Below are 23,261 nucleotides of genomic sequence, written 5' to 3' on the forward strand. Positions count from 1 at the left end.
TTGACGGCTTAAATAGATTTCTTCATCATTTCTCGATATTATTATTTTATGATGAAATTCATGAATACTTTTATTGCAAACCAAGGGGCAATTTAATGAAAAAATTTAAGAAAATAACGAGCATATCAACAAAACTAGGATTACTTTTCAGCGGAATATTTGTTTTATTACTTTTCATTCTTGGCTCGATATTATACGGGGTTTTTATTAATATGTTCAGTGATTATGTTAAGCAGGATTTGCTGGTAAGAGGTTATAATCACGCCAAGGTGTTGGAAGGACAATTGAATAAAGAAACAATTGCTCATGTAATCAGAATGGAAAAAGGAGCCACAACCAAGGTTGTAATTACTAATCCTAATCAAAGTGTCATCGGTTCTTCGGTTCCCCCGGATGAAGATATGAAAAATCACTTATTATCTAAAGGACAGGTTCTAAAAAAAGGACTGATAGTAGAAAGTGATTGGAAAAACCATGATTATATCATTTCCGTATCTCCAATTGGGAAAAATGAAGGCTACGTATATATGTACTATCCGGCCTACATAATACGTGAAATCGTGGTGGTATTAAACCTATTAATATTAATGGCTAGCGTAGGAGTCATATTGCTTGCCTTTGGTTTTATTGGAATTTTATCAAGAAGACTCACAAAGCCGCTTTTATTGATGAAGGATGCAACAAATAAAATGTCACTTGGAAGGTATCAACAAAAAATTCCTGTCAAAGGTGATGATGAAATTGCCCAACTGGGAAAATCGATTCAGTCACTGGGGGAACAGCTCCAATACTTCGAGGACAGCAGGAATGATTTCCTTGCAGCCGTTTCCCATGAGCTTCGCACCCCTCTAACCTATATTAAAGGATATAGCGATATTTTAATGAAGGGGATGTATAAAAGCAGTGAAGAACAGAAGCAGTATTTACAAATTATCAATAATGAAGCAAAACGTATATCATTTTTGGTAAATGATTTATTTGAAATGAGTAAATTACAGGTAAATGAATTTGTTTTAGATCGCGAGTATTCCAATATCAATCAGATTATCGAAAAAGTAATAACAAATCTCCAGCCAGAAATATTGAAAAAGGGGTTAAAGATTACCTCTAACTTACAAGAAATCCCGTTAATTAGTGTTGACCCTAAAAGAATCGAGCAAGTCTTCTATAACCTTGTTGAAAATGCACTGAAATACACCCAGCAAGGGGAAATTTCGATTCTCGCTTATGTAGAAAAAGGTTTTGTAAAAATAAAAGTAAAAGATACTGGAATCGGGATTCCAAAGTCAGATTTAACGAAAATATTTGACCGTTTTTATCGTGTTGAACAATCTCGTGCCCGGCAAACAGGAGGAACCGGGCTGGGCCTATATGTTGTAAAACAGATTGTAGAGGCCCATGAAGGAGAAATAACGGTTGATAGTCAAGAAAACAAAGGATCAACTTTTACTATAACATTAAAAATCTAAATGTTATAAGGAGAAGAAAAAGTAATGATAAAAATTTTGGTAGTCGATGATGAGTTTGAAATGAGACAGCTTTTACGGCTTTATTTACAGCAGGAAGGTTTTGTTGTGGAAGAAGCAGAGAACGGGAAGGAAGCTTATGAAAAAATTGTGAAACACGAGTATCAGTTAATGATCCTTGATATTATGATGCCACTTCTTGATGGCTGGCAGACACTTGAACAAGTTCGAAAGGTGTCAGATTTGCCGGTGATGATGCTAACGGCAAAGGGGGCAGTAAAAGATAAGGTTGCCGGATTATCAAAGGGTGCAGATGATTATTTAGTCAAGCCATTTGATGCTGAGGAATTGATAGCAAGGGTCCATGCATTGCTTCGCAGGACCCATCTAAGTGCGGAAAAGGAACACTTGTTAAAATATAAAGGTATCATAGTAGATTTAAATGCTCGAGATGTAATTTTTCATGATAAAAAAATTAGCCTTACACAAACAGAGTTTGATCTACTAAGAATTCTTTTAGAACATAGGGGAATTGTCTTATCTAGAGAGCAATTGGTTGAGTTAGTTTGGGGGATAGAGTTTACCGGGGAAGATCGAACGGTTGATTCTCACATTAAAAATCTCCGGGATAAATTAAAAGCAGCAGGGGTCAATGAGCAACCCATTAAAACAGTTTGGGGAATTGGATATAAAGTTGAATAGGTGAGAAAATGAATAAATTACTGTCCACCGTATTTTTAATTTTGATTATTATTCTAGGGATTTCATCCTTGATATTTGTTATCAAAATGACTTGGTTTCCCCCGACCCCAATGGGGATGATGATGGGGAAACATATGATGCTGCATCATATGTTCTTTTGGTTTTCACAGATGATGATCATTTGCTTTCTTTTCTTAACGTTAATCTTGATTATTTGGAGGACCATGAACAGGAATAAAGATAAGAAATGAGGGGAATGTATAAACTGCTAATTAATTTTCGGATTCAAAAAAGCTGAGGAATTTCACTCAGCTTTTTTGAACTTTTTTAATCGACCTTTAAATTTTATATTTCGTAATTTCTATAAGTTATTCATCATGCTTTTGGTTTCCGTATTATTTTTGTATATTCCATTCATCATGCCTCCATCTCCATGGCAGGCTTTGTACATTTTTTGTAAATCCTCTTTTGAAGAATTTGGATGCATTTTTTGCATGAAAGGCAGCATTTTTTCAAAACTAAAGCCATCACCCGAATTGCTGTTACCAGCTGCAAATACAGCTGTACCAGCTCCAAGAATTAAAGCTCCACTTAAGATGCCAACAGCAAGTTTTTTCATGATTTAACACCCCCTTTCTTTCGTTACCTTCATCATATAGCTAAAATTCGCAGAAATAATGAATTTTTCATGATGGGAAATGATATTATTTTCGTGATTAGGGAAATTGTGTCTAAATCTTGACCAATTTAAAAAATGGAAGTATAGTAAAACTCATATATGGTTACCTAGGGTAACTATTTTGTTTTTAGGGGGGCAAAAGTTGCAATATTTTTTTCAACGTTATATACGATTATATCGGTCCATTATAAGTAGACTAAATGAAATACTGGCTGAACACGGGCTTTCTTTTTCATTATGGGAGGTTCTTTTTTACGTGCAAAAAATGGGACCATCAACGCTGGTAGAGATCGCCGACTATTATCATGTCGAAAAGCCGTCGATCACTAGAAGAGTCCATCGTTTGAAAGAACAAATGCTTATTGAAGGAGTATCAAGCAAGGACGGCCGTGAAAGAATGATTCAGTTGACAGATAAGGGTAGGGAGGTATACAAAGTATGCCGTCGGAAAATCAATCAGTTAGAGAATGAGGTAATGAAAGGTATTCCAGACAATGAAAAAAATACCTTGTCTCAAATCCTTCCCAAAATACAACAAAATATTTTGAACAAAGGGGCAGAGAATGAATGACAAAACCAAAATTGTGGACAAAAAATTTCTTCATTGTTTCAACGGCTAACTTTTTTCTTTACTTTACATTTTATTTATTAATGGTAACGATTACGAACTTTGCATCGGAGAAATTCCATGCCACACCGAGTGCGGCCGGTCTCGCTTCGGGGATTTTTGTTATTGGGATGCTAATCGGACGCCTCTTTACAGGCAGGTCAATTGACAAGACAGGTTGGAAGAAGACTTTGTATATCGGCTTTATATTTTTCCTAATCACAACAGGTTTGTATTTCTTCGTAAATAACATGACAACTCTTTTAATCAACCGCTTTTTAAACGGGGCCGCAATGGGTATTGCTTCAACCGCAACCGGAACAATTGCTGCAAAAATCATTCCAAATGAAAGGCGGGGGGAAGGCACCGGTTATTATGCCTTAAGTGTCGTACTGGCTGCGGCGATAGGACCATTTTTAAGTATGTTTCTATCTCAGTATACGGAGGTTTCGATTAACTTCGTTTTATGTATTCTGCTGCTGGCGTTCAGCTTGATAGCGATATTCTTTCTAAACGTTCCAATCATCCAATTTACCAAAGAGCAGTTGGAGGAAATGAAGGGATTTTCGCTTGATCATTTCTTTGAGGTAAAGGCCATTCCGATTTCCGTCATGGGGGCATTTATTGGGCTGGGCTATTCAAGCATTCTTACCTTTCTAAGCTCCTATACAAACGAAATTGATTTAGTTGGCGTCGGCAGTTTCTTTTTTATTGTGTATGCTGTGCTTGTACTGGTATCAAGGCCCTTTACAGGCCGGTGGTTTGATGTAAGAGGGGAAAATTTTGTGATGTATCCGTCGTTCTTCGTATTCGCTCTTGCTTTGTTTGTCCTAAGCCAGGCGCATCACGGATTTACTCTTTTATTAGCAGGTGCTTTCGTAGGTCTTGGATACGGAACACTCACCTCCAGCGGTCAGGCGATTTCTATTAAAGTCTCTCCGAAGGAACGAATGGGACTGGCAACCTCAACTTGGTTTATCTTTTTTGACGGCGGGATGGGGATTGGCCCATCAATCCTTGGGTTTATTGTTCCGTCGCTTGGGTATCGCGGTCTATATATGACGATGGCGATTGTACTTTTTGCCTGCCTGTTCTTCTATTATTTGTTACATGGCAGAAAAGCTGGCAATAAAATACAGCAAATGGTCCAGCCTAGCTAAGCAGGCTGGCGTAATCATTGGTTAACTTCATCCATTTTTTGGACTAGAAAGGTTCTAAAGTTCACATAATCTACTAATATCCACCATGCGCGGTAATCTCATCCATTATATACTTGAGCTAGTGGAATGGGTTCTCCTATTGATTTACCAGGTTTTTCTCCGGTAACGAGACATCTATCATCAGCAAAAAATAGGTTCTCCTGTTCCCGAAAATATAATAGAAAAGAGGTTATCCATCTTGTATCATGAGAAGATCCGTGTAGTACAGTATGGCTGTGGGAAAATGTCGAAGTATATTCTGCGCTATTTGTATGAAAAAGGTGCGGAGATTGTCGGGGCGATTGATATCAACCCGGATGTGGTCGGTATGGACGTTGGCGATTGGGCGGAACTCGGCGTGAAGCTCGGCGTCCCGATTCGCAGTGATGCCGATGCCGTGTTGGATGAATGTGATGCCAATATTGCGGTGTTGACGCTGTTTAGCTTCATGAATGATGTCTATCCTCATTTTGAAAAGTGCGTGATGCGCGGTATCAATGTGGTAACAACCTGTGAAGAGGCGATCTATCCGTGGACTACCGCTTCTACGATTACGAACAAGCTGGATAAACTCGCGAAAGAACATAATTGTACGATTGTCGGTTCCGGGATGCAGGACATTTTTTGGATTAATATGATTGGCTGCATTGCTGGAGGTGTCCATCGTATTGATAAAATTGAAGGCGCTGTCAGCTACAATGTCGAGGATTATGGACTTGCGCTTGCAGAGGCCCATGGCGCCGGGATGACGCCGGAGGAATTTGAGGAAAAAATCGCTCATCCAGAAACGCTGGAACCAAGCTATGTGTGGAACTCGAACGAGGCACTGTGTGCAAAAATGGGCTGGACGATCAAGTCGCAGACACAGAAATGTGTTCCGTATTTTTATGACCAAGACCTGTACTCGGCAACTTTGGGCCGGGTGATTCCAAAAGGACATTGCATTGGAATGAGTGCGGTCGTGACAACCGAGACCTTCCAGGGACCGATTATTGAAACACAGTGCATCGGTAAAGTGTATGGACCGGACGACGGCGATATGTGTGATTGGAAAATAACCGGAGAACCTGACACTACCTTTTATGTCCAGAAGCCGGCGACGGTAGAACATACGTGTGCGACAGTGGTCAACCGGATTCCTACTATATTAAAGGCACCAGCCGGATACATCACCGTGGAAAAATTAGATGCTGTTGAGTATTTGCCCTATCCGATTCAACTGTTTGTCTAGCTCCCGGAATTTATATGAAGAAAAGGCCGAATTCGAGTAGAATTCGGTCTTTTCTTCAGCAAAGAGTGGACTCGTTCAGGCAAAACGGGAAAAAAGGTTTTTTAGCAAATAGGGAAGCATAAAATTTCACACCACTATTTAAGTAACTAATATTCAATTATTTAATTAAAATCATCATCAATCTCAGCAGATAACAGTTTGAAATTTCTATCAAGTTTAATTTCAACCGGTACTCCTTTTAAACTTCCACGATACCCATCCCGATCTAAATAATAATGGGCAGCCTTTGTAAATGATTTGGTTATTCCTCTATATTTTATCTTCATTTGCTTCTTGCTGTCGGAAACGATGATTCCATGGCTATCGATAGTCCGTTCCGTATCAATGCTCCGTGCGGTTTTTCCATTGGCTTCAACTTCAACTAATACACCTTTTTTCAATTTTAGGCCATAGTCTTCGATTCTTGTATTTTTTGTAATTTTATAGGTTCTGCTGCCCCCAAATGGAAACGAAACAACCATTTTATTTTTACTTAACGACTTTACTTTTCCTTCCACTTCATGATAATTGAATTGAGTATAATTACCGTTAAAACCTTTCTCTTCCTTCAATTCCATTGCAGATGCAAAGCTGCCAAATCCGACTAAAGCAACAAGTGTTGTGCCGATCATCGTTCGAACTAACTTATTTCTCAGCTTAAAACCTCCTTCGCTATTTTCAAATTCATTATAATAATGGAAAATTAGAAAATAATGAGAGCTCTCTTAGAGTTTTATTAAAATTACAAATAATTTTACAAGTTCCTTTAATTTAGTTTAATATCTAAGCCTTGTGCCTGTCACCACTCAGAAATTGTTGGATGAATTTAAAGATTCAATATCTTCGGGTAGTGACAGGCACTTTTCATTATACAGCAAATGAAGTAATTCTGAATTATCAAATTCCTTGTCGCTCTCATTTGAGTGGGGTATAGTAAAAGTGGAGACTAAATATTCAAGAAAATTGCACTATTCCGTGGAGAAGGATGAAGGTAATGGCAACTGTGAAGGATTTACTAAAGGTGTTGGGCAAAGATAACGTTAGGATCATTGCTGGCAAAGAGGGGTTAGAGAGGAGGATTCAATTCCTTACGGTTCAGGAATTTTCTTTTAAAAGCTCCAGGGTTCAAAAAGACCTATTTATCATGACAACGTTTTTTGGCTTTAAAAATATGGAAGAAATTATTCAACATTTTGAATGGTTAGTTCATATGGAAATAAGTGGTATAGGATTCCATACCGTTAAATATCAAGAAATTCCGCAAAGACTAATCGAAATTGCTGATAAGTCAGGCATACCGTTATTATCCATTCCCAAAGATCTTCCTTATCATATCATTTTTGAGAAATACAACAATTTGATCTTGCAAGAAACATCCAAAGTGAAAAATGATATTGATAAATTGAATCAAGAAATGTTAGATTCATTAGTCCTTGAGAAAGATATACATTCTATCATTCAATCAGTGGGGAAGTATTTGCAAGTTCCCATTATCTATCTAAACCATGAAAAAGAAGTGATTTCATTGTGGGGTCCGCCGTCTATTTCTAGATCCGATTTGCGGGATCTGGTAGCAGGGTTTCTCACTAACTATCCGGAGTTAATGGAAACAGTCCAAACAAGTAGAAAACATCTAGAAAGAACACAGTTACATAAAGTAAAAAAACTGAATTCTGTTTTAGTCATCCCTTTGAATAATCCTTTAGCTTTTTATGGATTTTTATTAGTTCTGAATCAAACAGAAACCGTACCGTTTCAAGAAAGTATATTAAAAAATACGGCAACAGCATTAATTCTAGATGGAATTAAAAAAAATCAAACGATAGAATATCAGAAAACTAAGGATATACAACAATTTGAAGAAATTTTTTTAAATAATAGGAACACCCCCCTTAGGGCTGAAGACTTTTATTATCATATTCATCATCTCCATTGCATTATTACCGCTGAACCTGAGTCATTAAATGACTTGAAGAAAAGTTATCAGTTATTCGAAAGGAGTATTCGCCAGATTGACCGCAATGCCCTTGTTTGGATTTTTGACAAGACACTGATAGCATTACTGCAAACAGAGTTCAAGCTGCCAATTCAGGAAATTAAAAACTGGAAAATTGGAATCAGTAATGAACTGAAAGAGATTACGAATGAATCCATTCAATCGGCATATGAACAGGCAAAAATCGCAATGCACTTTGCGGCGCTTCAGAAAAAAACGGCCTGTAAGTGGGGAGAGTTGGGTGTTGATCAAATCACCTATCATTTACAAAGATCAGCTTTATTAAAGGAGTTCCACTCTCAATATATTCAAGATCTCATCCAATTTGACCAGGTCCATCAAACTGAGTTGGTAAAGACATTATTTGTTTACCTCACCACTTTTTTTAGTTTGAAAGAAAGTGGTGAATTATTGCATCTGCACCCTAACACAGTCAAATATCGAGTAAAAAAAATCCAAGATATTGTCCCGGTAAATCTCCAAGATTCTAATCAATATATTAATCTAATGATTTCATTGAGAAGTTACTTCTATCAACAAGAATGTGAATCACAAAATCTAAACTAAACGACTATGGAGCTATTTGTCATCTGATTACAATGTAATCAGTTTTTTTTGTTTTTGGGAGATAATGCTTTTACGTTGAGGATGTTATATTATTATTAAAAATTATTCTAAATTTTCGATATTTTAGGAAGGAGCATTAAATTTGTTTGTTAACGCTTACAAGCGTTTTTCAACCTTGATTCATCTCATAATAGTATTTTGCAAGGAATTTCTGCCGGTGGAGAATGGGGAAGCGCTGTATCCTTTTTGGGCGAATATGCCAAACCAAATAGACGGGCGTTTATCGTTAGTTTTTCACAGGTTGGATCTGCAGCTGGCTTGCTCCTGGGCTCGCTTACAGGGTTGCTCATAAGCAGCATTGTTTCTGCAGAAGCACTGAATGATTGGGCTTGGCGACCTGCATTTCTTCTTGGTATCTTGATTGCCGCTTTTGGTCTCTATGTTCGCCGCAACGTAGAAGAAACACCGGTATTTCAAGAAACAAAAGATTCGAAACATCAGAAAGAACAACCGTTGGTAAATGTCTTTAAGGAACATAAAATGCGGATGCTTACGGTCTTTTTGTTGATTAGCGGTGCTTTGGTGACATATTGGTTAATCCTCAGCTTTATGCCAACGTATATTTCTAGCTTTTTGAAATTACCGTTGAGTTCAGGCTTTTCCTTGACCGCGATTACTTTGATTGTTTATATGATTGCTTTACCGATTGCCGGATTACTTGCTGACATTTTCGGCAGAAAGCCTATCATGCTAATTGGCTCGGGCGGGATTGTCGTTTTCAGTTATCCGTTGTTTAACATTTTAGCGAATACCACCAGCTACGCATCAATGGCCACTGTAGTTTCCCTGTTAGCCTTCATTTTCGCTTTGTTCCAAGGTCCAAATACAGTAGCAATGTCTGAACTATTCCCGGCCAACGTTAGGGTAAGCGGCTTTTCTGTTCCTTACCAGTTAGCCAGTGCCGTCTTTGCAGGTACGGCAATGATGGCGGCAACGTGGTTAATCGATAAGACAGGCAATGTCATGATGGTTCCAATATACATGTGTGCAACCATGATGATTACGTTGTTAACAACCATTTTTCTTTTCAAAGAAACAAAAAATGTTTCCTATGATAAATAACCTATTAAAACAGGAGGGCAACATGAATTATTCAAACCGTAGACAAAAACTAGTAAACTCACTAAAAATATTCGGCATTGAAACAATATTAATCCAGAATTTGGAAAGTATCTATTATCTAACTGGATTCCACGCCGCCAATGCGTCCCGCCCCTTTGGATTGGTGCTATCCGGACAAGAAACTGTGTTAATTGTCCCCGCAACAGCAGCGAACAGCGCTAAAGTCGAGGCAAAAGGTATTGGTATCAAGGTTTATTATGAACATCCGGTAAGCAGTGGAGAAAGCCTGAACTTTCATACTAGTTTAACAAAAGTAATTGGAACCATGGCTCAAGGCAAACTGCTTGGCGTGGAGGCGGGGAGTATCACGTTAGCGGATATGAACGTGCTGACCGGAAATGGCTTTGAGGTTCAGGATATTAGTGCACAAATAGCGGAATTGCGTGCCATAAAGGAACCAGAAGAGCTAGATGCCATCCGTGTATCTGCCAAGTATGCTGAATATATGGCTTTAATTATTCAACCTGCCCTTTATATTCCTGGAATCGGGGGATTTCGCTGCAGTGATACGGTTATCGTTCAGGATAGCGGCTGTGAGTTGGTTACCCATTATCCAAGAGATATTCAATCTCTTACTTTATCAAATAAACAAATATTTTCCTAATAGAGAGAGGATGGTAGATTATTCATGGCGAATGATAAAAACGTAAAAATTAAGTGTGGAAAATTGTATGACGGTTTAAAAGCTGAAATGCAGGTTGATATGGAGATTCTGCTAAAGGGAGATAAAATTGTCGCTGTTGGCCGAAATTTATCCTGCCCGGAAGGTACTGAAATCATTGATTTAGGGGATGCGACGGTTACTCCAGGAATGATTGATGCTCATGTTCATCCGCAATTTTTTGATTGGCATGATGTTTATGACGACACCATCTATTATTCTGATGCTTGGAGGGCATTAGCAGTTGCAAATTGTGCCCAAAAGTCTTTAGCCGGTGGTTTTACCACGATTCGTTCTGTTGGTTGGTTCCGCGAGGATTATTCGTTAGATGTGAAGCGGGCCGTCGAAAAAGGCTATATTGCCGGCTCCCGTCTAATTGTTGCGCCGCATTTCCTCTGTACACCGGGAAGTCATGGGGATATGACTCAGATTGTGAGAACGAACCCTGAACTTAGCGATTTTTTGGCAGAGCAGTATCCAACTTGCGGAAATGGTGCTGACTTTTTTGTCGGGGCTGTCCGTCGTGAGGTAAAATTAGGAGCTGACTTCCTGAAAATCATGGCGACTGGCGGTTTTGCAACTCCAAATGATTCACCAGAGGACATTCAAATGAATGACAGTGAATTCAAGGCTATTTTTGATACGGCAAAAGAGCTGGGAATCTCGACAACAGCCCATGCTTATGCACCTAACTTGATTCAAAAGCTCGTAAAATTTGGAATCACTGGTATTGAGCATGGGTCATTAATGGACGAAGAAACTGCAAGATTGATGGAAGAGCATGGCACCTATCTTGTGCCTACTTTCACTCCATATGATGATGCCGTCCATTGGGATGAGGAGAGCTTGGCAAAAAAATCTCCAGAATTCCGCAGAAAGTTGGGTATTTATCGGGAACGTCTAGTTAAAGGACGTGAAGTAATTCTTAACAGCAACATAAAATTGGGTTATGGAACAGATTTTGTAACTGTTCACAATTGTTACGAAAATGGCTGGGAATATGTTGCTATGTTAAATAGTGGTATGGAACCGTTCCGAGCTTTACAGGCTGCAACTAAGAACAACGCCGAGATATTAGAAATCGATGATATTGTTGGGACCATTGAACCTGGCAAGCTTGCCGATATTTCCGCATGGAAACGCGACTTGCTGACAGACCCTTATGCTTTACTCGATTGTGCCTTCGTTATGAAAAGCGGTATAGTTTATCCAACCGAATGCAGACTTGATCATGAGGTAAAGAAGCTGTAAATTTGGTTTAAAACACGAAGAAGTCTCAAGGCGATTTGCCTGTCATTCCCATAGGACTGTCGAATTTCCTTGACATCATTCGGGTGGGGGCGGGCATTTTTATATGCGACAATAATGACAAGTAATAGGCTTCGGATGTTAGTAGAAAAGGGGAGAGAATAGTGAAACACAATTAGAATTATACAAAATCCTTCAAGTATCGTATCTACCCCAATAAAAGACAAATGGAGCTGATTAATAAAGCCATTGGCTGTTCAAGATTTGTATTCAAATCATAAAAATCAAGATTTAAGACTTCTAACTGTTGGAGTGACAGGGACCGCCTACTAAATAACTGAAGGATACTTCGGTGTTCGTAGGAATCCCCTCCTTCAAACAACTCGGAAGAGTGTGAAGGAGGGGTAGTTCAATATTGGTCTTCCAAAAGAAAACCGCTATCGGTTAGTCGACAGCGGTGTTTCCTAATGATGATTCCCTTTTTAGTTCGGTTGTTTGTGAGCTATCATGATAGTGAAGAGTATGTCTTAATACTTATCTGCCTGTTAGTTGCCCTTTCTTAAGGTTCATCGCTTTAAGGTCGAAACGATCGGCATTCATGACCTTGACCCAGGCTGCGATAAAGTCGCGGACAAACTTTTCTTTATTATCATCTTGAGCATACACTTCGGCAATAGCACGCAGAATGGAGTTAGAACCGAACACCAGGTCCACTCTGGTTGCTGTCCGCACTAATTTGCCCGTCTTGCGATCACGTCCTTCATATATGCCGCCATCTACAGGTTTCCACTCCACTCCCATGTCAAGCAGGTTCACAAAGAAGTCGTTCGTCAGTGTAGCGACTCGGTCAGTGAAAACGCCGTGGCCGGTACCTCCATAGTTTGTACCGAGAACGCGCATCCCGCCAATAAGTACAGTCATTTCCGGTGCGGTAAGGTTTAACAGCTGAGCCTTATCTACCAGAAGCTCTTCTGGGCTTACACTATACTGCTTCTTTTGATAGTTGCGGAAACCATCAGCGACAGGCTCCAGCACCTTAAAGTTTTCGATATCTGTTTGCTCTTGTGTTGCGTCACCGCGCCCAGGAGCAAAAGGAACCGTTACATCAAAGCCAGCGTCTCGTGCTGCTTTTTCAATGGCAGCACTGCCGCCCAGTACAATCAAATCGGCCATGCTGATGGTATAGTCCAGCTCCTTTTGAATGTTTTCCAGTACCTGAAGCACCTGCGTGAGTTGTTCTGGCTGGTTTACTTCCCAATTCTTCTGTGGAGCAAGACGGATGCGGGCACCATTCGCACCGCCGCGATGATCCGAACCGCGATAGGTACTGGCAGAAGCCCAGGCAGTTGTCACCAGCTTGCCGACGGTAAGTCCTGAGTCTAAAATCTTTTCCTTAATCTCGGCTATTTCAGCATCTGTTAAGTCATAATTACCAGCCGGAACAGGATCTTGCCATAGAAAATCCTCTTCTGGAACTTCCGGGCCCCAATATCTTGCTTTAGGCCCCATGTCTCGGTGTAAAAGTTTGAACCAGGCACGGGCAAATGCATCAGCAAACTCTTCTGGATTTTGATGGAAACGGCGGGCAATTTTTTCGTATTCCGGATCATGGCGCAATGCCAGATCGGTGGTAAACATCATTGTTGGAACTTTAACAGATGGATCCTCTGCATCTGGTGCTAAATGTTCCTCAGCAGGATCGACCGCAAGCCACTGCCATGCCCCAGCAGGACTCTTGGTAAGCCACCATTCATATCCAAACAACATATCAAAATAACCATTATCCCATTGCGTTGGATTAGGAGTCCAAGCCCCTTCAAGGCCGCTGGTGATAGTGTCACGGCCTTTGCCGGAACCGTATGTGCTTGCCCAGCCTAAGCCTTGCGCTTCAATCGGAGCTGCTTCCGGTTCTGGGCCCACATGAGAGGCATCTCCTGCACCGTGTGCCTTACCGAAAGTATGACCGCCGGCAATAAGGGCAACGGTTTCTTCATCATTCATTCCCATGCGTCCAAAGGTTTCACGAATGTCGTGAGCCGCTTTAATCGGATCTGGTTTACCGTTTGGACCTTCCGGGTTCACATAGATAAGCCCCATCTGAACAGCAGCAAGGGGATTTTCAAGATCACGATCGCCTGTGTAGCGATTATCACCGAGCCATTCCTTTTCAGCACCCCAATAGATGTCTTCCTCAGGATGCCAAATGTCTGAGCGTCCTGCACCAAAACCGATGGTCTTGCCACCCATGGATTCAATCGCAACATTACCTGCTAAAAGAAGCAGGTCGGCCCAAGAGATCTTGTTTCCATACTTTTGCTTAATCGGCCAAAGCAGGCGTCGGGCTTTATCAAGGCTTACGTTGTCTGGCCAGCTGTTCAGAGGGGCAAAACGTTGGTTGCCAGTTCCGCCGCCACCACGGCCATCACCAATCCGGTAGGTACCTGCAGCGTGCCAGGACATACGGATAAAGAATGGACCATAATGTCCATAGTCAGCAGGCCACCAGTCTTGACTGTCTGTCATTAGATTGCGTAAGTCCTGCTTAAGAGCTTCGTAATCCAGCTTTTTAAATTCCTCTGCATAATCAAAGTTTTCTCCCATAGGGTTGGATTTTCGGTCATGCTGACGAAGAATATTCAAATTTAATGCGTTTGGCCACCAGTCTCGATTAGTAGTACCACTTGATTTGAAGCTGGTAGCACCGCCGTGAAACGGGCATCCTTCAATGTTACCATTGTTTTTAGTATCCATATTTTTTCTCCTCTCCTTGTTTACAAGTTTATTAGATAATTATTCTGTAGCTGTTTTTAGAAATAAAAATCAATAATAATTTTTATTTTATAATTATTATAATATATATTTAGATAAAATGGAAGAATTATGTACTATTTCAATGAGAATCCATACATTATTGCAGCAGGGAGGCCTTTCCATTATTTTGGTACGATTAAATGGTGAAGTTTTATGTGTGGAGATATGTGATTCTACTACTAACTGCGAAACACCAAATTGATCATACATTTCACTTTTACTGGAATTTCTCTCAGAAAATACTTTATGGGAAATTCTAAAATCACTATTCAGGACTATCATATTAGAGTGCTTAGCGGATTATGACAGGCACTTTACTTAAGCCGCAAACTCTTCTCAAATAAAATAAATATTTCTCACTTAGCCTTGATTTTCGTGATTGATCTTTGACATTTTGATCTATGTTTGGTTAATTTATTGATTAGAAGGGTATGGTCCTTCATGTTTACCTGAATTTTTGAAACTGATTGTATGGGGAAGAGGGGATCGCTCGTGATTGGTGCGATGATCGGTGATATTGTTGGATCACGATTTGAATTCAATATTCATTGAAGCAAAGATTTTGAACTCTTTACCGAGGATTGCCATGTAACAGATGACAGTATTATTACTCTCGCTGGTGCTAAGGCAATGATGGAGACGGAGAAAATAATAGCGCCTTCAATAAGTGGGTATGATTTCAATAGTCAATATTACTCACTCCTTGAAACTATGACAATTAAATATAATTTGGGCAGGATTGCATGCTTCGATGTTGAAGGAGTAGGAAAAAATGAAAACGAGAGAGGAAGCTATTGATTACTGTTTGAACTTGAAAAACACGTATGAAGATTATCCATTCAGTGATAAGAATTGGACGTTGATGCGACATAAAGACAACAAGAAAGTCTTTGCTTGGATTTTCGAAAGAAACGGTCATATTTGGATCAATCTGAAGTGTGAACCCGGTTGGCTGGATTTCTATCGCCAGAAATACCATTCTGTAGTTCCAGCGTATCACCTTAATAAAGAGCACTGGAATTCTATTATTCTTGACGGTACTATTCCGGAGGAAGAGATATACGAAATGATTAGACGAAGCCATCATTTAACGAAGCCTAAAAAAATAAGTCGAGGCTAACCTCGACGCCTGTCACTACTCAGATTTTGATAAAGTGGTTAGGATTTCTTGACTCTTTTCATCAAAAGTTAAATACTACTGGCCATCATTAGAACTTATATAAGAGCAACCGCATCATATTTCTGAAGCTTGGAATAAGGCACATGGCGGAATAAAGAAAGCGAGTTTTAAATGGAAGGTTATGGATGGATTTAGATTTAAAAACCGATAAGTTGGTAACTCTTTTAAGGCTGGGATCTAATTTATCTACATCTTGAATATCATCAACCATCCATTTGTGTACAGCTCCGGTAGTCTTCTCTAGTTTTTCTTTACCGGATTGAATAGCAAATGAGTTCATAATGTCAAAGGCAATCTGCCCGTGTGGAAAGTGGCTAGTTAGCCGATTAAGCAGCTCTTTGACTGCTTCTTCACTTAGGTATTCTAACAAGCCTTCAGCAATAATCATGGCTCGCTTATTGTTGGGGATTTTTTTCAACCATTCCAGTTCAGTAACAGAAGACGGGATCATTTGATAACCTTCATGATTTGAAAAAAAGGACTTACGTAATTCAATCACTTCGGGGAAATCTACGTCAAACCACTGAACTATTGATGGTGGATTGATTCTTGTGATTCTCGTATCCAAGCCGCAGCCAAGATTCAGTACTGTTGCGTCGGGATTCTTTCCTATAAATTCTTGCAGCCATGTATCCAATTGTTTAGCCCTTATGACCATAATTTCGTTGCCGAAACTGTTGATTTTTTCAAAGTCATAGTCAATCATGTTAAGAATTTCTTCTGCCTTTTTGTCACTAAGAATGGGGTTTTTTGTTCGGCTGTCCATGGCCTTTGCCAGTAAAGTGATTAGTAGGGTTTCCTTTTCTTCAGATAAATTTATTTTACGGGAATCCATTATCTTCGCTCCTATGATTCATGTCAGCTGAAATTTACGGCCCCATTTTTTCCAACAGGATATTTACCTTATGGAGGGCGTATCTTAAATCCAACTGTTCTTCCATACTTAGCTTGTCTAAACCTTCACTAAATTTTTGGTATATCTTTATCCACTTGTTATCTTGTACTTCTTTTCCTTTGGGTGAAAGGGAAACCAAAATGGCCCGTTTATCCTTAGCGTCAGGCACCTTTATTAGATAGCCGCCAGTTTCCAAATCCTTTATGATATTCGTCAGTTGCTGCTTGGCTACGTTTAGGCCAATGCTAATGTCTTTCAAATTTAAAGCCCTGTTTTGCATGTACATATATTCAATAACATGATTTTGCATATGTGATAATTCCATTGAGTCCTTGTTTAATTCGCTGAAACTTCCAAAGACATTCGGTATTAGCGAAATGTATTCTTTCACAATTTCTTCTCTCATAAAAAATTCCCTCCATTGCAAGTAGTAAATATTATATTACTACTTTTGAGTTAAATCAAATTACAATCCTTGGAAAGGTAAATAAATACTTACAATATGATTTACTGCCATGATCTGTTAACTCTGAACTTAGGGACTGCCTTCACCGAGAAAAGCAAAATGTACAAAATTCAATGCTTCTGCTTTTTTCTAATCCCCAGGTTATAATTATTTTGAATCTTTAATGACAATATGTATAATCAATAGTTCGGTTTTCTAAATATCTGTTATTCTATCTATATATGGAAGTGGTTATTTTTGCGAAGGCAAAATATGGCCGCTGGATTTTATTTTATATATAATTTTGTGAATGGTTTCACAAAATTATAGGAGGAGAAAATATTATGAACCTAAAGGGAACTAAAACTGAAGCTAACTTGAAGGCAGCGTTCGCTGGTGAATCTCAGGCAAGGAGCAAGTATACTTATTTCGCATCCGTTGCCAAAAAGGAAGGCTATGAGCAAATAGCCGAACTGTTTACGAAAACAGCTGAAAATGAAAAGGAACATGGAAAGATGTGGTTTAAAGCGCTTGGAGAGCTTGGTGATACCGCCGCCAATTTACTTCATGCCGCGGAAGGTGAAAACTACGAATGGACAGATATGTATGAAGGCTTTGCCAAGGATGCTGAAGAAGAAGGCTTTACCGCTCTTGCTGCCAAGTTTAGAATGGTTGCAGAAATTGAGAAAGCTCACGAGGAGAGATTCCGTGCCCTTCTTAACAATGTAGAGATGAAAGCAGTATTTGAAAAAGGTGAACAAACTATGTGGGAATGCCGAAACTGCGGACATCTTGTAATCGGAAAAAAGGCACCTAAAGTTTGCCCTGTTTGCGGACATTCTCAAAGTTTCTTTGAAGTGCGAAAAGAAAATTATTAATCCTGCATTGTGGTGGAAGAAATGATGCAGCAACGGTACGGCAAGGATTTACTAATGAAAGAGATATAAAGAAACATTCTTTGAAAAATATTCAAGAAACGGGCGCAATTCCTAAGAATTGCGCCTTTTCCAGGCGTTGCCGCAGGAAGTAAATTCAACCGTTAGGTGAGAATTCTCGCTAGACCAAATGCAACTGCTGCAGCAAGCCCCCCGGTAATCATCGTTTGGAAAGCACTCTTCAACGGAGAAGTTCCGGTGAATCTTCCTTTTATATATCCAAAAATTAACAAGGCAATAAGTGTAACAATCACAGAAACCATTAATGCAGTTGAAGGCTGCTGAAAGATAAAATAAGGGAACAAAGGAATGACCCCTCCAACAATATAGGAAATCGCAATCGTAATTGCACTGTTTCTTGCTCTTGTCGGTTCTGGCTTCTCCAGTCCTAATTCAAATTTCATCATAAAATCCACCCATTTTTCCGGGTTCTTTTTCATCGTTTCTGTAATCGATTTGATTTGATCTTCTTCGAGCCCATATTCACGAAAAATTTCGGCTACTTCTTCTTCTTCGCGCTCCGGAAGTTCTATTACCTCGCGCTGTTCACGGGCAAGTTCCGATTCGTAATGTTCCATATCTGTCTTCCCGGCCAAGTATCCGCCTAATCCCATTGCAATGGATCCTGCGGCAATTTCAGCACCTCCGGCAGTGAGAATCAATGTTGTGGTATCAACAGCACCGGATAAACCAGCAGCTAATGCGAACGGTACGGTTAATCCGTCTGACATACCAATGACAACATCTCGAATGAAGTCAGATCCTGAAAAATGTTCTTCAACATGATGCTGATATTGATCCATTTTTTTAACCTCCAATGGAACTAATATTATATTAATAAAGAAATTTTGTACACCCTGCTTAAAAAAAGGAATCATTTATTTTACAACTAATAAGTGTAACTGCTAATCGATGGTTAAAAAGAAGCGAAAAACGGAGGGTAAAGCTGCAATGGATATGATCAAAATTTTGAAGTATTTTCAATTCCATCACATCGTTTGTTATAATCAGGTTATTGCATAAAGCTATCGCAGGGATGAAAATTTTCTACATGATAAATAACATTAAAAAAGGAGAACTACTATGACAATGGGAAATAATCAGGAGTTGTCACCTGAACAACGCGAAGAACTGCTTAGAACATTGAGGGCCCGTTTCGAGAAAAACATGAACCGCCACGAAGAAATCGCATGGGCTGAAGTGCAAGCAAAACTGGGAGCTAATAGCACAAAACTGTGGTCGCTCCATGAAATGGAAAGAACCGGCGGCGAACCGGATGTTGTTGGTTATGATCAAAACACGGACGAATACATTTTTTATGATTGTTCTGCGGAAAGTCCTAAAGGCCGCCGAAGTGTGTGTTACGACCGTGAAGCACTGGAGTCAAGAAAACAACATAAACCAAAAAATAGCGCGATGGATATGGCGGCTGACATGGGGATTGAGATTTTAACGGAGGAACAGTACCGGGAGCTGCAAAAGCTCGGGAGGTTTGATACGAAAACCTCAAGCTGGGTGAAGACACCTGATCATATTAGAAAACTTGGTGGTGCGGTCTTTTGTGACCGCCGCTACGACACTGTTTTTTTGTACCACAATGGAGCAGAATCCTATTATGCCGCCAGGGGGTTTCGCGGCTCGCTGAGGGTCTAAATTTAAGCCTCGGTGCCTGTCATCACTCAGATTTTGGTGAATGGATTTAAAAATTCGACATTTTTCGGAGAGTGACAGGCACTTTTCTAATTGGGAAGGGGGATAGCGGATGATTGGCGCGATGATCGGTGATATTGTTGGCTCTCGGTTTGAGTTCAATAATCATAGAAGCAAGGAATTTGAACTCTTTACTGAGGATTGCCAGGTGACAGACGACAGTATTATGACCCTTGCTATTGCTAAGGCAATGATCGAGACAGAGAGGATCATTAAGCCTTGTTTAGGTAGATATGATGATGACAGTGAGTATTACGCACTACTTGAGCGAATGTCGATAAAATACATGCAGGAAATCGGCCGAAAGTATCCAAATTGCGGGTATGGCGGCATGTTTGGAGAGTGGGTTTTTAGAGAAGATCCCGAACCTTATTACAGTTTTGGAAATGGGGCGGCGATGCGAATCAGTCCGGTAGGGTTTGCTGCAAGGACAGAGAGCGAAGCATGCAGGTTATCTGAAATTGTGACAGGCGTAACGCATAACCATGAGGAAGGACTGAAGGGTGCTGAGGCAGTCGCAGTAGCGATATTTATGGCACGCCGCGGATTTACGAAAAGTGAGATTCGAAAAAAGATTAATTGTAACTACTATTCTTTACATTTCACGATTGATGAAATCAGGGGCACATACCAATTTAATGAGACTTGTCAGGAAACTGTCCCTCAGGCAATCGAAGCTTTCCTGGAATCCACCTCCTTTGAAGATGCTATTCGGATTGCGATTTCAGTCGGCGGCGATAGTGACACGTTGGCGGCTATTACCGGGGCTATTGCAGAAGCGTATTACGGAGTCCCTGAATACCTTAGAGAGAAGGCATTAACTTATTTAGATCACGAACTACGAGCTATTTATGATGAATGGTGTGACTTTGACAAAAACGAAGTGACTGCTGAAAAGTTTAAAGTACTTACAAAATATATTGGAAAAATTTCTAATGCTGATTCTTTCGGGGAATGGGTTATTGATGATGAGAATGGCGGCACACCGGAACATCCAATTCATATGCCGTTTGTCTATTTTGCTGAGCTTGTAAATGAATTTGTGGCAGAATTCTATCAGTTCTCAGAGAGCCACCCGGAATATCAGCTCACTAGCTACAGATCAATTTTAGAAAATAACGGTATTAGATGGGGCTATGTGCCAATGCTAAGTGCGGATGTAGAATCATTAAATGCACCATGTACCCTGGCACTTATGATGGGGGCAATTCGCGGAGAAAGATTTTGTGATGGATCGCTTCTTAGCTTTTTTAAAGATGGATTTATTTTAAAATGGCTAAAAAGACTTAAAGCCATTGATGATCGTACCGCTGCTCAAAAAATAGAGGAAATTTATTTTGAAATCGGTGAATTCGGAGGATATGATAGGTATCGTCTAATTTTTAAAGAAAATTCTGCTTGTTTGATTGCGACCCTTTGGCGTGAGACTTCGTTTGAAAAAGAGTATACAACAGAGGAAACGAATAAGCTGCTGAATCAATTCTATTCTATCCATGTTGATTACTGGAACAGCGAGTATATTGATCCTTACGTTTGTGATGGTACTCAATGGGAGCTTGCTGTGAAATACGAAGGTCAGAGAGGAACAGGATGGGTAGGCAGTAACGAATATCCGCCTAATTGGGATGATCTCTTGGACTTTTTTGGAATTGAGCATGAAGACGCAGATGCAACGGTAAAATGACCATTTTGACAGGTAAATTCAACAATTAGATGGGTAATTCTCCATTTTCGACGGGTAAATCCGCAAAACAGACGGGTAAACCCCAAAAGGGATGGGGATCCAACACAACATGTACTTAAAACTTCCCGGTAAACTGGAAAAACAAGACGATCAATAATCACAACAAGAAAGCTAAAATGTTCATATCTAAAGTATTTTGGAGCTATTCTCTTTCCGATTAACGAATTTTCTCTAAATAAAAATAGTCAATTCATCACGAAGAATGTGTTAAAATATAGCAAGGAAAATAAATGATGTTTAAGTGATAAGGCAAAGGAAAAATGACTTAATAGGCTTCACATTTGAAACAGACCGCTGACAAAATTTAATTTAAGGTAAGGAGAGTGAAAAGTATGACCAAAATTGGAAGAAACGATTTATGTCCATGTGGAAGTGGAAAAAAATATAAAAAATGTTGTATGGGTAAGGATGAACAATTTAAGTCGATACAAATGGTACAGAATCCTGTCAATCTTACCCTAACTTATGAAGAAGTAGACGTGCTGAGCACGGACGAAATTATTCACAATTTACGGGAAATGGGTATACCATTTGAGCAAGATACATTTTTAAAAGATATCGACAGGTTCTACTCTGCGGAAGATCTTTCAGAAAACTGGTTCCATCAGTACAATGTTACTGCAAAGGGGAGAGATGAAGATTTCCCTTGGCTGGCGGCTTGGATTTTATGGGAGAGATTGGCTCCGGCAAATAAATTATCTAGGGAACAGATAAGTGACTTGCTTGATCATGGTTTTGAGTATTTAGCTGAAAATGATTCTATTTCTGCATGTGACACATGGTTAAAGGTTTGGGAAGCAATAAAAAATAGAATTGATCCTACGTTCCAAAACTTGGATTATTTGGACAAGCACTATCAGGTTAACTTTTTTATTAGGGATTTTTGCCAGGACTTAGAGGCGGAGCTTCATAATGCAGGTATAGATGCCCCTGTTTATTTTGAAAAAAGAATTAGCTATTGTCGTGAGTTCTGCAACTATTTTCCGAAGGAAGACGAATTAATTATTCACAATATGCGTCGTGCCATTGGAGAATCTTACGCAATGTTAGATCAATACGGGAAAGCTGAGTCCGAGTTTGAGAAGTTAGTGCTCGATTTTCCGGACAATCCTTGGGGCTATATCGGCTGGGGTGACCTATTCTTCTACGGTCGTAAGAAGGATTATCATAAAGCACGGGAATTATATGAAAAGGCTCTGGCAATTGCCAAGGATGAAATGGATATTGATATAGTAAAGGAAAGGCTTGAAGATCTGAAGCAAGAATTTTAAGCATCAAGTAGATGTAGCTTTTTTGCTAAAAAACGCCGAAAATAAAAACCCGAGAATGCTGTAAAACCAACATTCTTGGGTTTTTTTATGTTTAATTTTTGGACTAAAAAACCACTTTTCGGACAGTCCCTTTATCAATTATTCTTTTACTCCAATTACACGTATTCTTTTATAATCGGCAATCCAATTACCATCTTTATATAAAGTTTCTTTTAAATTGCTTTCAACTTTTGCAACTATTTCATTTTTTGCTTTTTCTGGGATACCATTGAATAGATGATTACCGAACATTGCAATCCAGTTTTTTAATCCATCATCTCCATCCAACTTCGTTGGTCTATCATAGTGTTGAGCAAAAGTCACTCTAAATCCTACGTCTTCCATTAAAGTTGAATACTCAGCAATGCTTGGATAAAACCAAGGGAATTGTTCCTTTTTAAAATCAAATCCTGCAACTTTTATTTGGTCAATGATTTCATCCGTTATTGTTTGAACATTGCCTTTGCCTCCAAATTCGGCAACGAATCTTCCCCTTTTTTTTAGGCATTGATAAATACCAAAGGAATGCTTATTGTCATAAAGTTTCACATTCCAACTATCGTTTGTACTTTTAATTGTGTCCATAGTTAAACTCCCCTTTCAGTATGAAAACCCCTAATGATCAAAATAATCTATATGTTATTCCTTAAATAG

Annotated in this window: 23 protein-coding genes; 16 read left to right on the top strand and 7 right to left on the bottom strand. The window is 39.4% G+C overall.

Features of this window, described 5'->3' with window-relative positions:
- Nucleotides 1-95: 95 nt before the first annotated feature.
- From JK635_RS16110 to JK635_RS16120, 3 genes are read left to right on the top strand one after another with little or no spacing between them, the layout of a single operon-like run.
- A complete protein-coding gene (locus tag JK635_RS16110; protein WP_202654978.1) occupies nt 96-1,469 on the top strand; it encodes a sensor histidine kinase in 1,374 nt (457 codons plus the stop codon).
- A 24-nt stretch (nt 1,470-1,493) separates the two neighbouring features.
- Nucleotides 1,494-2,168, top strand: a complete 675-nt coding sequence (locus tag JK635_RS16115) for a response regulator transcription factor (protein ID WP_202654979.1) — start codon at nt 1,494-1,496, stop codon at nt 2,166-2,168.
- An 8-nt stretch (nt 2,169-2,176) separates the two neighbouring features.
- The gene (locus tag JK635_RS16120; RefSeq protein ID WP_202654980.1) at nt 2,177-2,419 is read left to right on the top strand and encodes a hypothetical protein; all 243 of its coding nucleotides are present in this window, start codon (nt 2,177-2,179) and stop codon (nt 2,417-2,419) included.
- A gap of 110 nt (nt 2,420-2,529) precedes the next feature.
- Here the strand turns inward: JK635_RS16120 and JK635_RS16125 are convergent, their stop codons facing one another.
- Nucleotides 2,530-2,787 (bottom strand): hypothetical protein, encoded by a 258-nt coding sequence (locus JK635_RS16125; protein WP_235888151.1) that lies wholly within the window; start codon nt 2,785-2,787, stop codon nt 2,530-2,532.
- A gap of 202 nt (nt 2,788-2,989) precedes the next feature.
- On the opposite strand from JK635_RS16125, the gene JK635_RS16130 reads away from it, so the two are divergent.
- From JK635_RS16130 to JK635_RS16140, 3 genes are all read left to right on the top strand, one after another.
- On the top strand, nt 2,990-3,418 hold the full coding sequence (locus JK635_RS16130; protein ID WP_202654981.1) for a MarR family winged helix-turn-helix transcriptional regulator: 429 nt from the start codon (nt 2,990-2,992) through the stop codon (nt 3,416-3,418).
- Nucleotides 3,415-4,614, top strand: coding sequence for an MFS transporter (locus JK635_RS16135; protein WP_202654982.1), 1,200 nt, complete (start codon nt 3,415-3,417; stop codon nt 4,612-4,614). Before JK635_RS16130 ends, JK635_RS16135 begins: the two co-directional genes overlap by 4 nt.
- 238 nt (nt 4,615-4,852) lie before the next feature.
- The gene (locus tag JK635_RS16140; protein ID WP_235888152.1) at nt 4,853-5,884 is read left to right on the top strand and encodes an NAD(P)H-dependent amine dehydrogenase family protein; all 1,032 of its coding nucleotides are present in this window, start codon (nt 4,853-4,855) and stop codon (nt 5,882-5,884) included.
- A gap of 161 nt (nt 5,885-6,045) precedes the next feature.
- On the opposite strand, the gene JK635_RS16145 is transcribed toward JK635_RS16140, so the two are convergent.
- Complete coding sequence (locus JK635_RS16145; protein WP_202654983.1) at nt 6,046-6,555, bottom strand: hypothetical protein; 510 nt, start codon at nt 6,553-6,555, stop codon at nt 6,046-6,048.
- A 362-nt stretch (nt 6,556-6,917) separates the two neighbouring features.
- Between JK635_RS16145 and JK635_RS16150 the strand changes: the two genes are divergently transcribed.
- From JK635_RS16150 to JK635_RS16170, 5 genes are all read left to right on the top strand, one after another.
- Complete coding sequence (locus JK635_RS16150; protein ID WP_202654984.1) at nt 6,918-8,486, top strand: PucR family transcriptional regulator; 1,569 nt, start codon at nt 6,918-6,920, stop codon at nt 8,484-8,486.
- A gap of 198 nt (nt 8,487-8,684) precedes the next feature.
- Nucleotides 8,685-9,608: an MFS transporter gene (locus JK635_RS16155; protein ID WP_202654985.1), complete on the top strand. Its 924-nt coding sequence runs from the start codon at nt 8,685-8,687 to the stop codon at nt 9,606-9,608.
- A gap of 22 nt (nt 9,609-9,630) precedes the next feature.
- Nucleotides 9,631-10,272: an aminopeptidase P family N-terminal domain-containing protein gene (locus tag JK635_RS16160; RefSeq protein ID WP_202654986.1), complete on the top strand. Its 642-nt coding sequence runs from the start codon at nt 9,631-9,633 to the stop codon at nt 10,270-10,272.
- Between the two features lie 24 nt (nt 10,273-10,296).
- Entirely contained in the window at nt 10,297-11,580 is a 1,284-nt protein-coding gene (locus JK635_RS16165) for an amidohydrolase family protein (RefSeq protein ID WP_202654987.1), read from the top strand.
- 203 nt (nt 11,581-11,783) lie between these two features.
- Nucleotides 11,784-11,858, top strand: coding sequence for a helix-turn-helix domain-containing protein (locus JK635_RS16170; protein ID WP_368857102.1), 75 nt, complete (start codon nt 11,784-11,786; stop codon nt 11,856-11,858).
- A gap of 253 nt (nt 11,859-12,111) precedes the next feature.
- On the opposite strand, the gene katG is transcribed toward JK635_RS16170, so the two are convergent.
- Entirely contained in the window at nt 12,112-14,328 is a 2,217-nt protein-coding gene (katG, locus tag JK635_RS16175) for a catalase/peroxidase HPI (protein WP_202654988.1), read from the bottom strand.
- An 832-nt stretch (nt 14,329-15,160) separates the two neighbouring features.
- Here katG and JK635_RS16180 point away from each other — a divergent pair.
- Nucleotides 15,161-15,508, top strand: coding sequence for an MmcQ/YjbR family DNA-binding protein (locus tag JK635_RS16180; protein ID WP_202654989.1), 348 nt, complete (start codon nt 15,161-15,163; stop codon nt 15,506-15,508).
- A gap of 88 nt (nt 15,509-15,596) precedes the next feature.
- On the opposite strand, the gene JK635_RS16185 is transcribed toward JK635_RS16180, so the two are convergent.
- Both JK635_RS16185 and JK635_RS16190 read right to left on the bottom strand, forming a co-directional pair.
- Nucleotides 15,597-16,403, bottom strand: a complete 807-nt coding sequence (locus JK635_RS16185; RefSeq protein ID WP_202654990.1) for a class I SAM-dependent methyltransferase — start codon at nt 16,401-16,403, stop codon at nt 15,597-15,599.
- Between the two features lie 34 nt (nt 16,404-16,437).
- Nucleotides 16,438-16,869, bottom strand: coding sequence for a MarR family winged helix-turn-helix transcriptional regulator (locus JK635_RS16190; protein WP_202654991.1), 432 nt, complete (start codon nt 16,867-16,869; stop codon nt 16,438-16,440).
- A 383-nt stretch (nt 16,870-17,252) separates the two neighbouring features.
- Between JK635_RS16190 and rbr the strand changes: the two genes are divergently transcribed.
- Nucleotides 17,253-17,786, top strand: coding sequence for a rubrerythrin (rbr, locus tag JK635_RS16195; RefSeq protein ID WP_202654992.1), 534 nt, complete (start codon nt 17,253-17,255; stop codon nt 17,784-17,786).
- Nucleotides 17,787-17,947: 161 nt separating this feature from the next.
- Here rbr and JK635_RS16200 read toward each other — a convergent pair whose 3' ends face one another.
- Nucleotides 17,948-18,646: a VIT1/CCC1 transporter family protein gene (locus JK635_RS16200; RefSeq protein ID WP_202654993.1), complete on the bottom strand. Its 699-nt coding sequence runs from the start codon at nt 18,644-18,646 to the stop codon at nt 17,948-17,950.
- A 280-nt stretch (nt 18,647-18,926) separates the two neighbouring features.
- Between JK635_RS16200 and JK635_RS16205 the strand changes: the two genes are divergently transcribed.
- The 3 genes from JK635_RS16205 (at nt 18,927) to JK635_RS16215 (ending at nt 22,568) form a co-directional block, all read left to right on the top strand.
- On the top strand, nt 18,927-19,496 hold the full coding sequence (locus JK635_RS16205) for a DUF4256 domain-containing protein (protein WP_202654994.1): 570 nt from the start codon (nt 18,927-18,929) through the stop codon (nt 19,494-19,496).
- A 109-nt stretch (nt 19,497-19,605) separates the two neighbouring features.
- Nucleotides 19,606-21,237, top strand: coding sequence for an ADP-ribosylglycohydrolase family protein (locus JK635_RS24345; protein ID WP_235888154.1), 1,632 nt, complete (start codon nt 19,606-19,608; stop codon nt 21,235-21,237).
- Nucleotides 21,238-21,629: 392 nt separating this feature from the next.
- The gene (locus JK635_RS16215) at nt 21,630-22,568 is read left to right on the top strand and encodes an SEC-C domain-containing protein (protein WP_202654995.1); all 939 of its coding nucleotides are present in this window, start codon (nt 21,630-21,632) and stop codon (nt 22,566-22,568) included.
- Nucleotides 22,569-22,706: 138 nt separating this feature from the next.
- Here the strand turns inward: JK635_RS16215 and JK635_RS16220 are convergent, their stop codons facing one another.
- On the bottom strand, nt 22,707-23,192 hold the full coding sequence (locus JK635_RS16220; RefSeq protein WP_235888155.1) for a hypothetical protein: 486 nt from the start codon (nt 23,190-23,192) through the stop codon (nt 22,707-22,709).
- Nucleotides 23,193-23,261 lie beyond the last annotated feature (69 nt).

Origin of the sequence: Neobacillus paridis (genome assembly GCF_016765675.1) — a bacterium.
In the GTDB taxonomy this organism is placed as follows: domain Bacteria; phylum Bacillota; class Bacilli; order Bacillales; family Cytobacillaceae; genus Neobacillus; species Neobacillus paridis.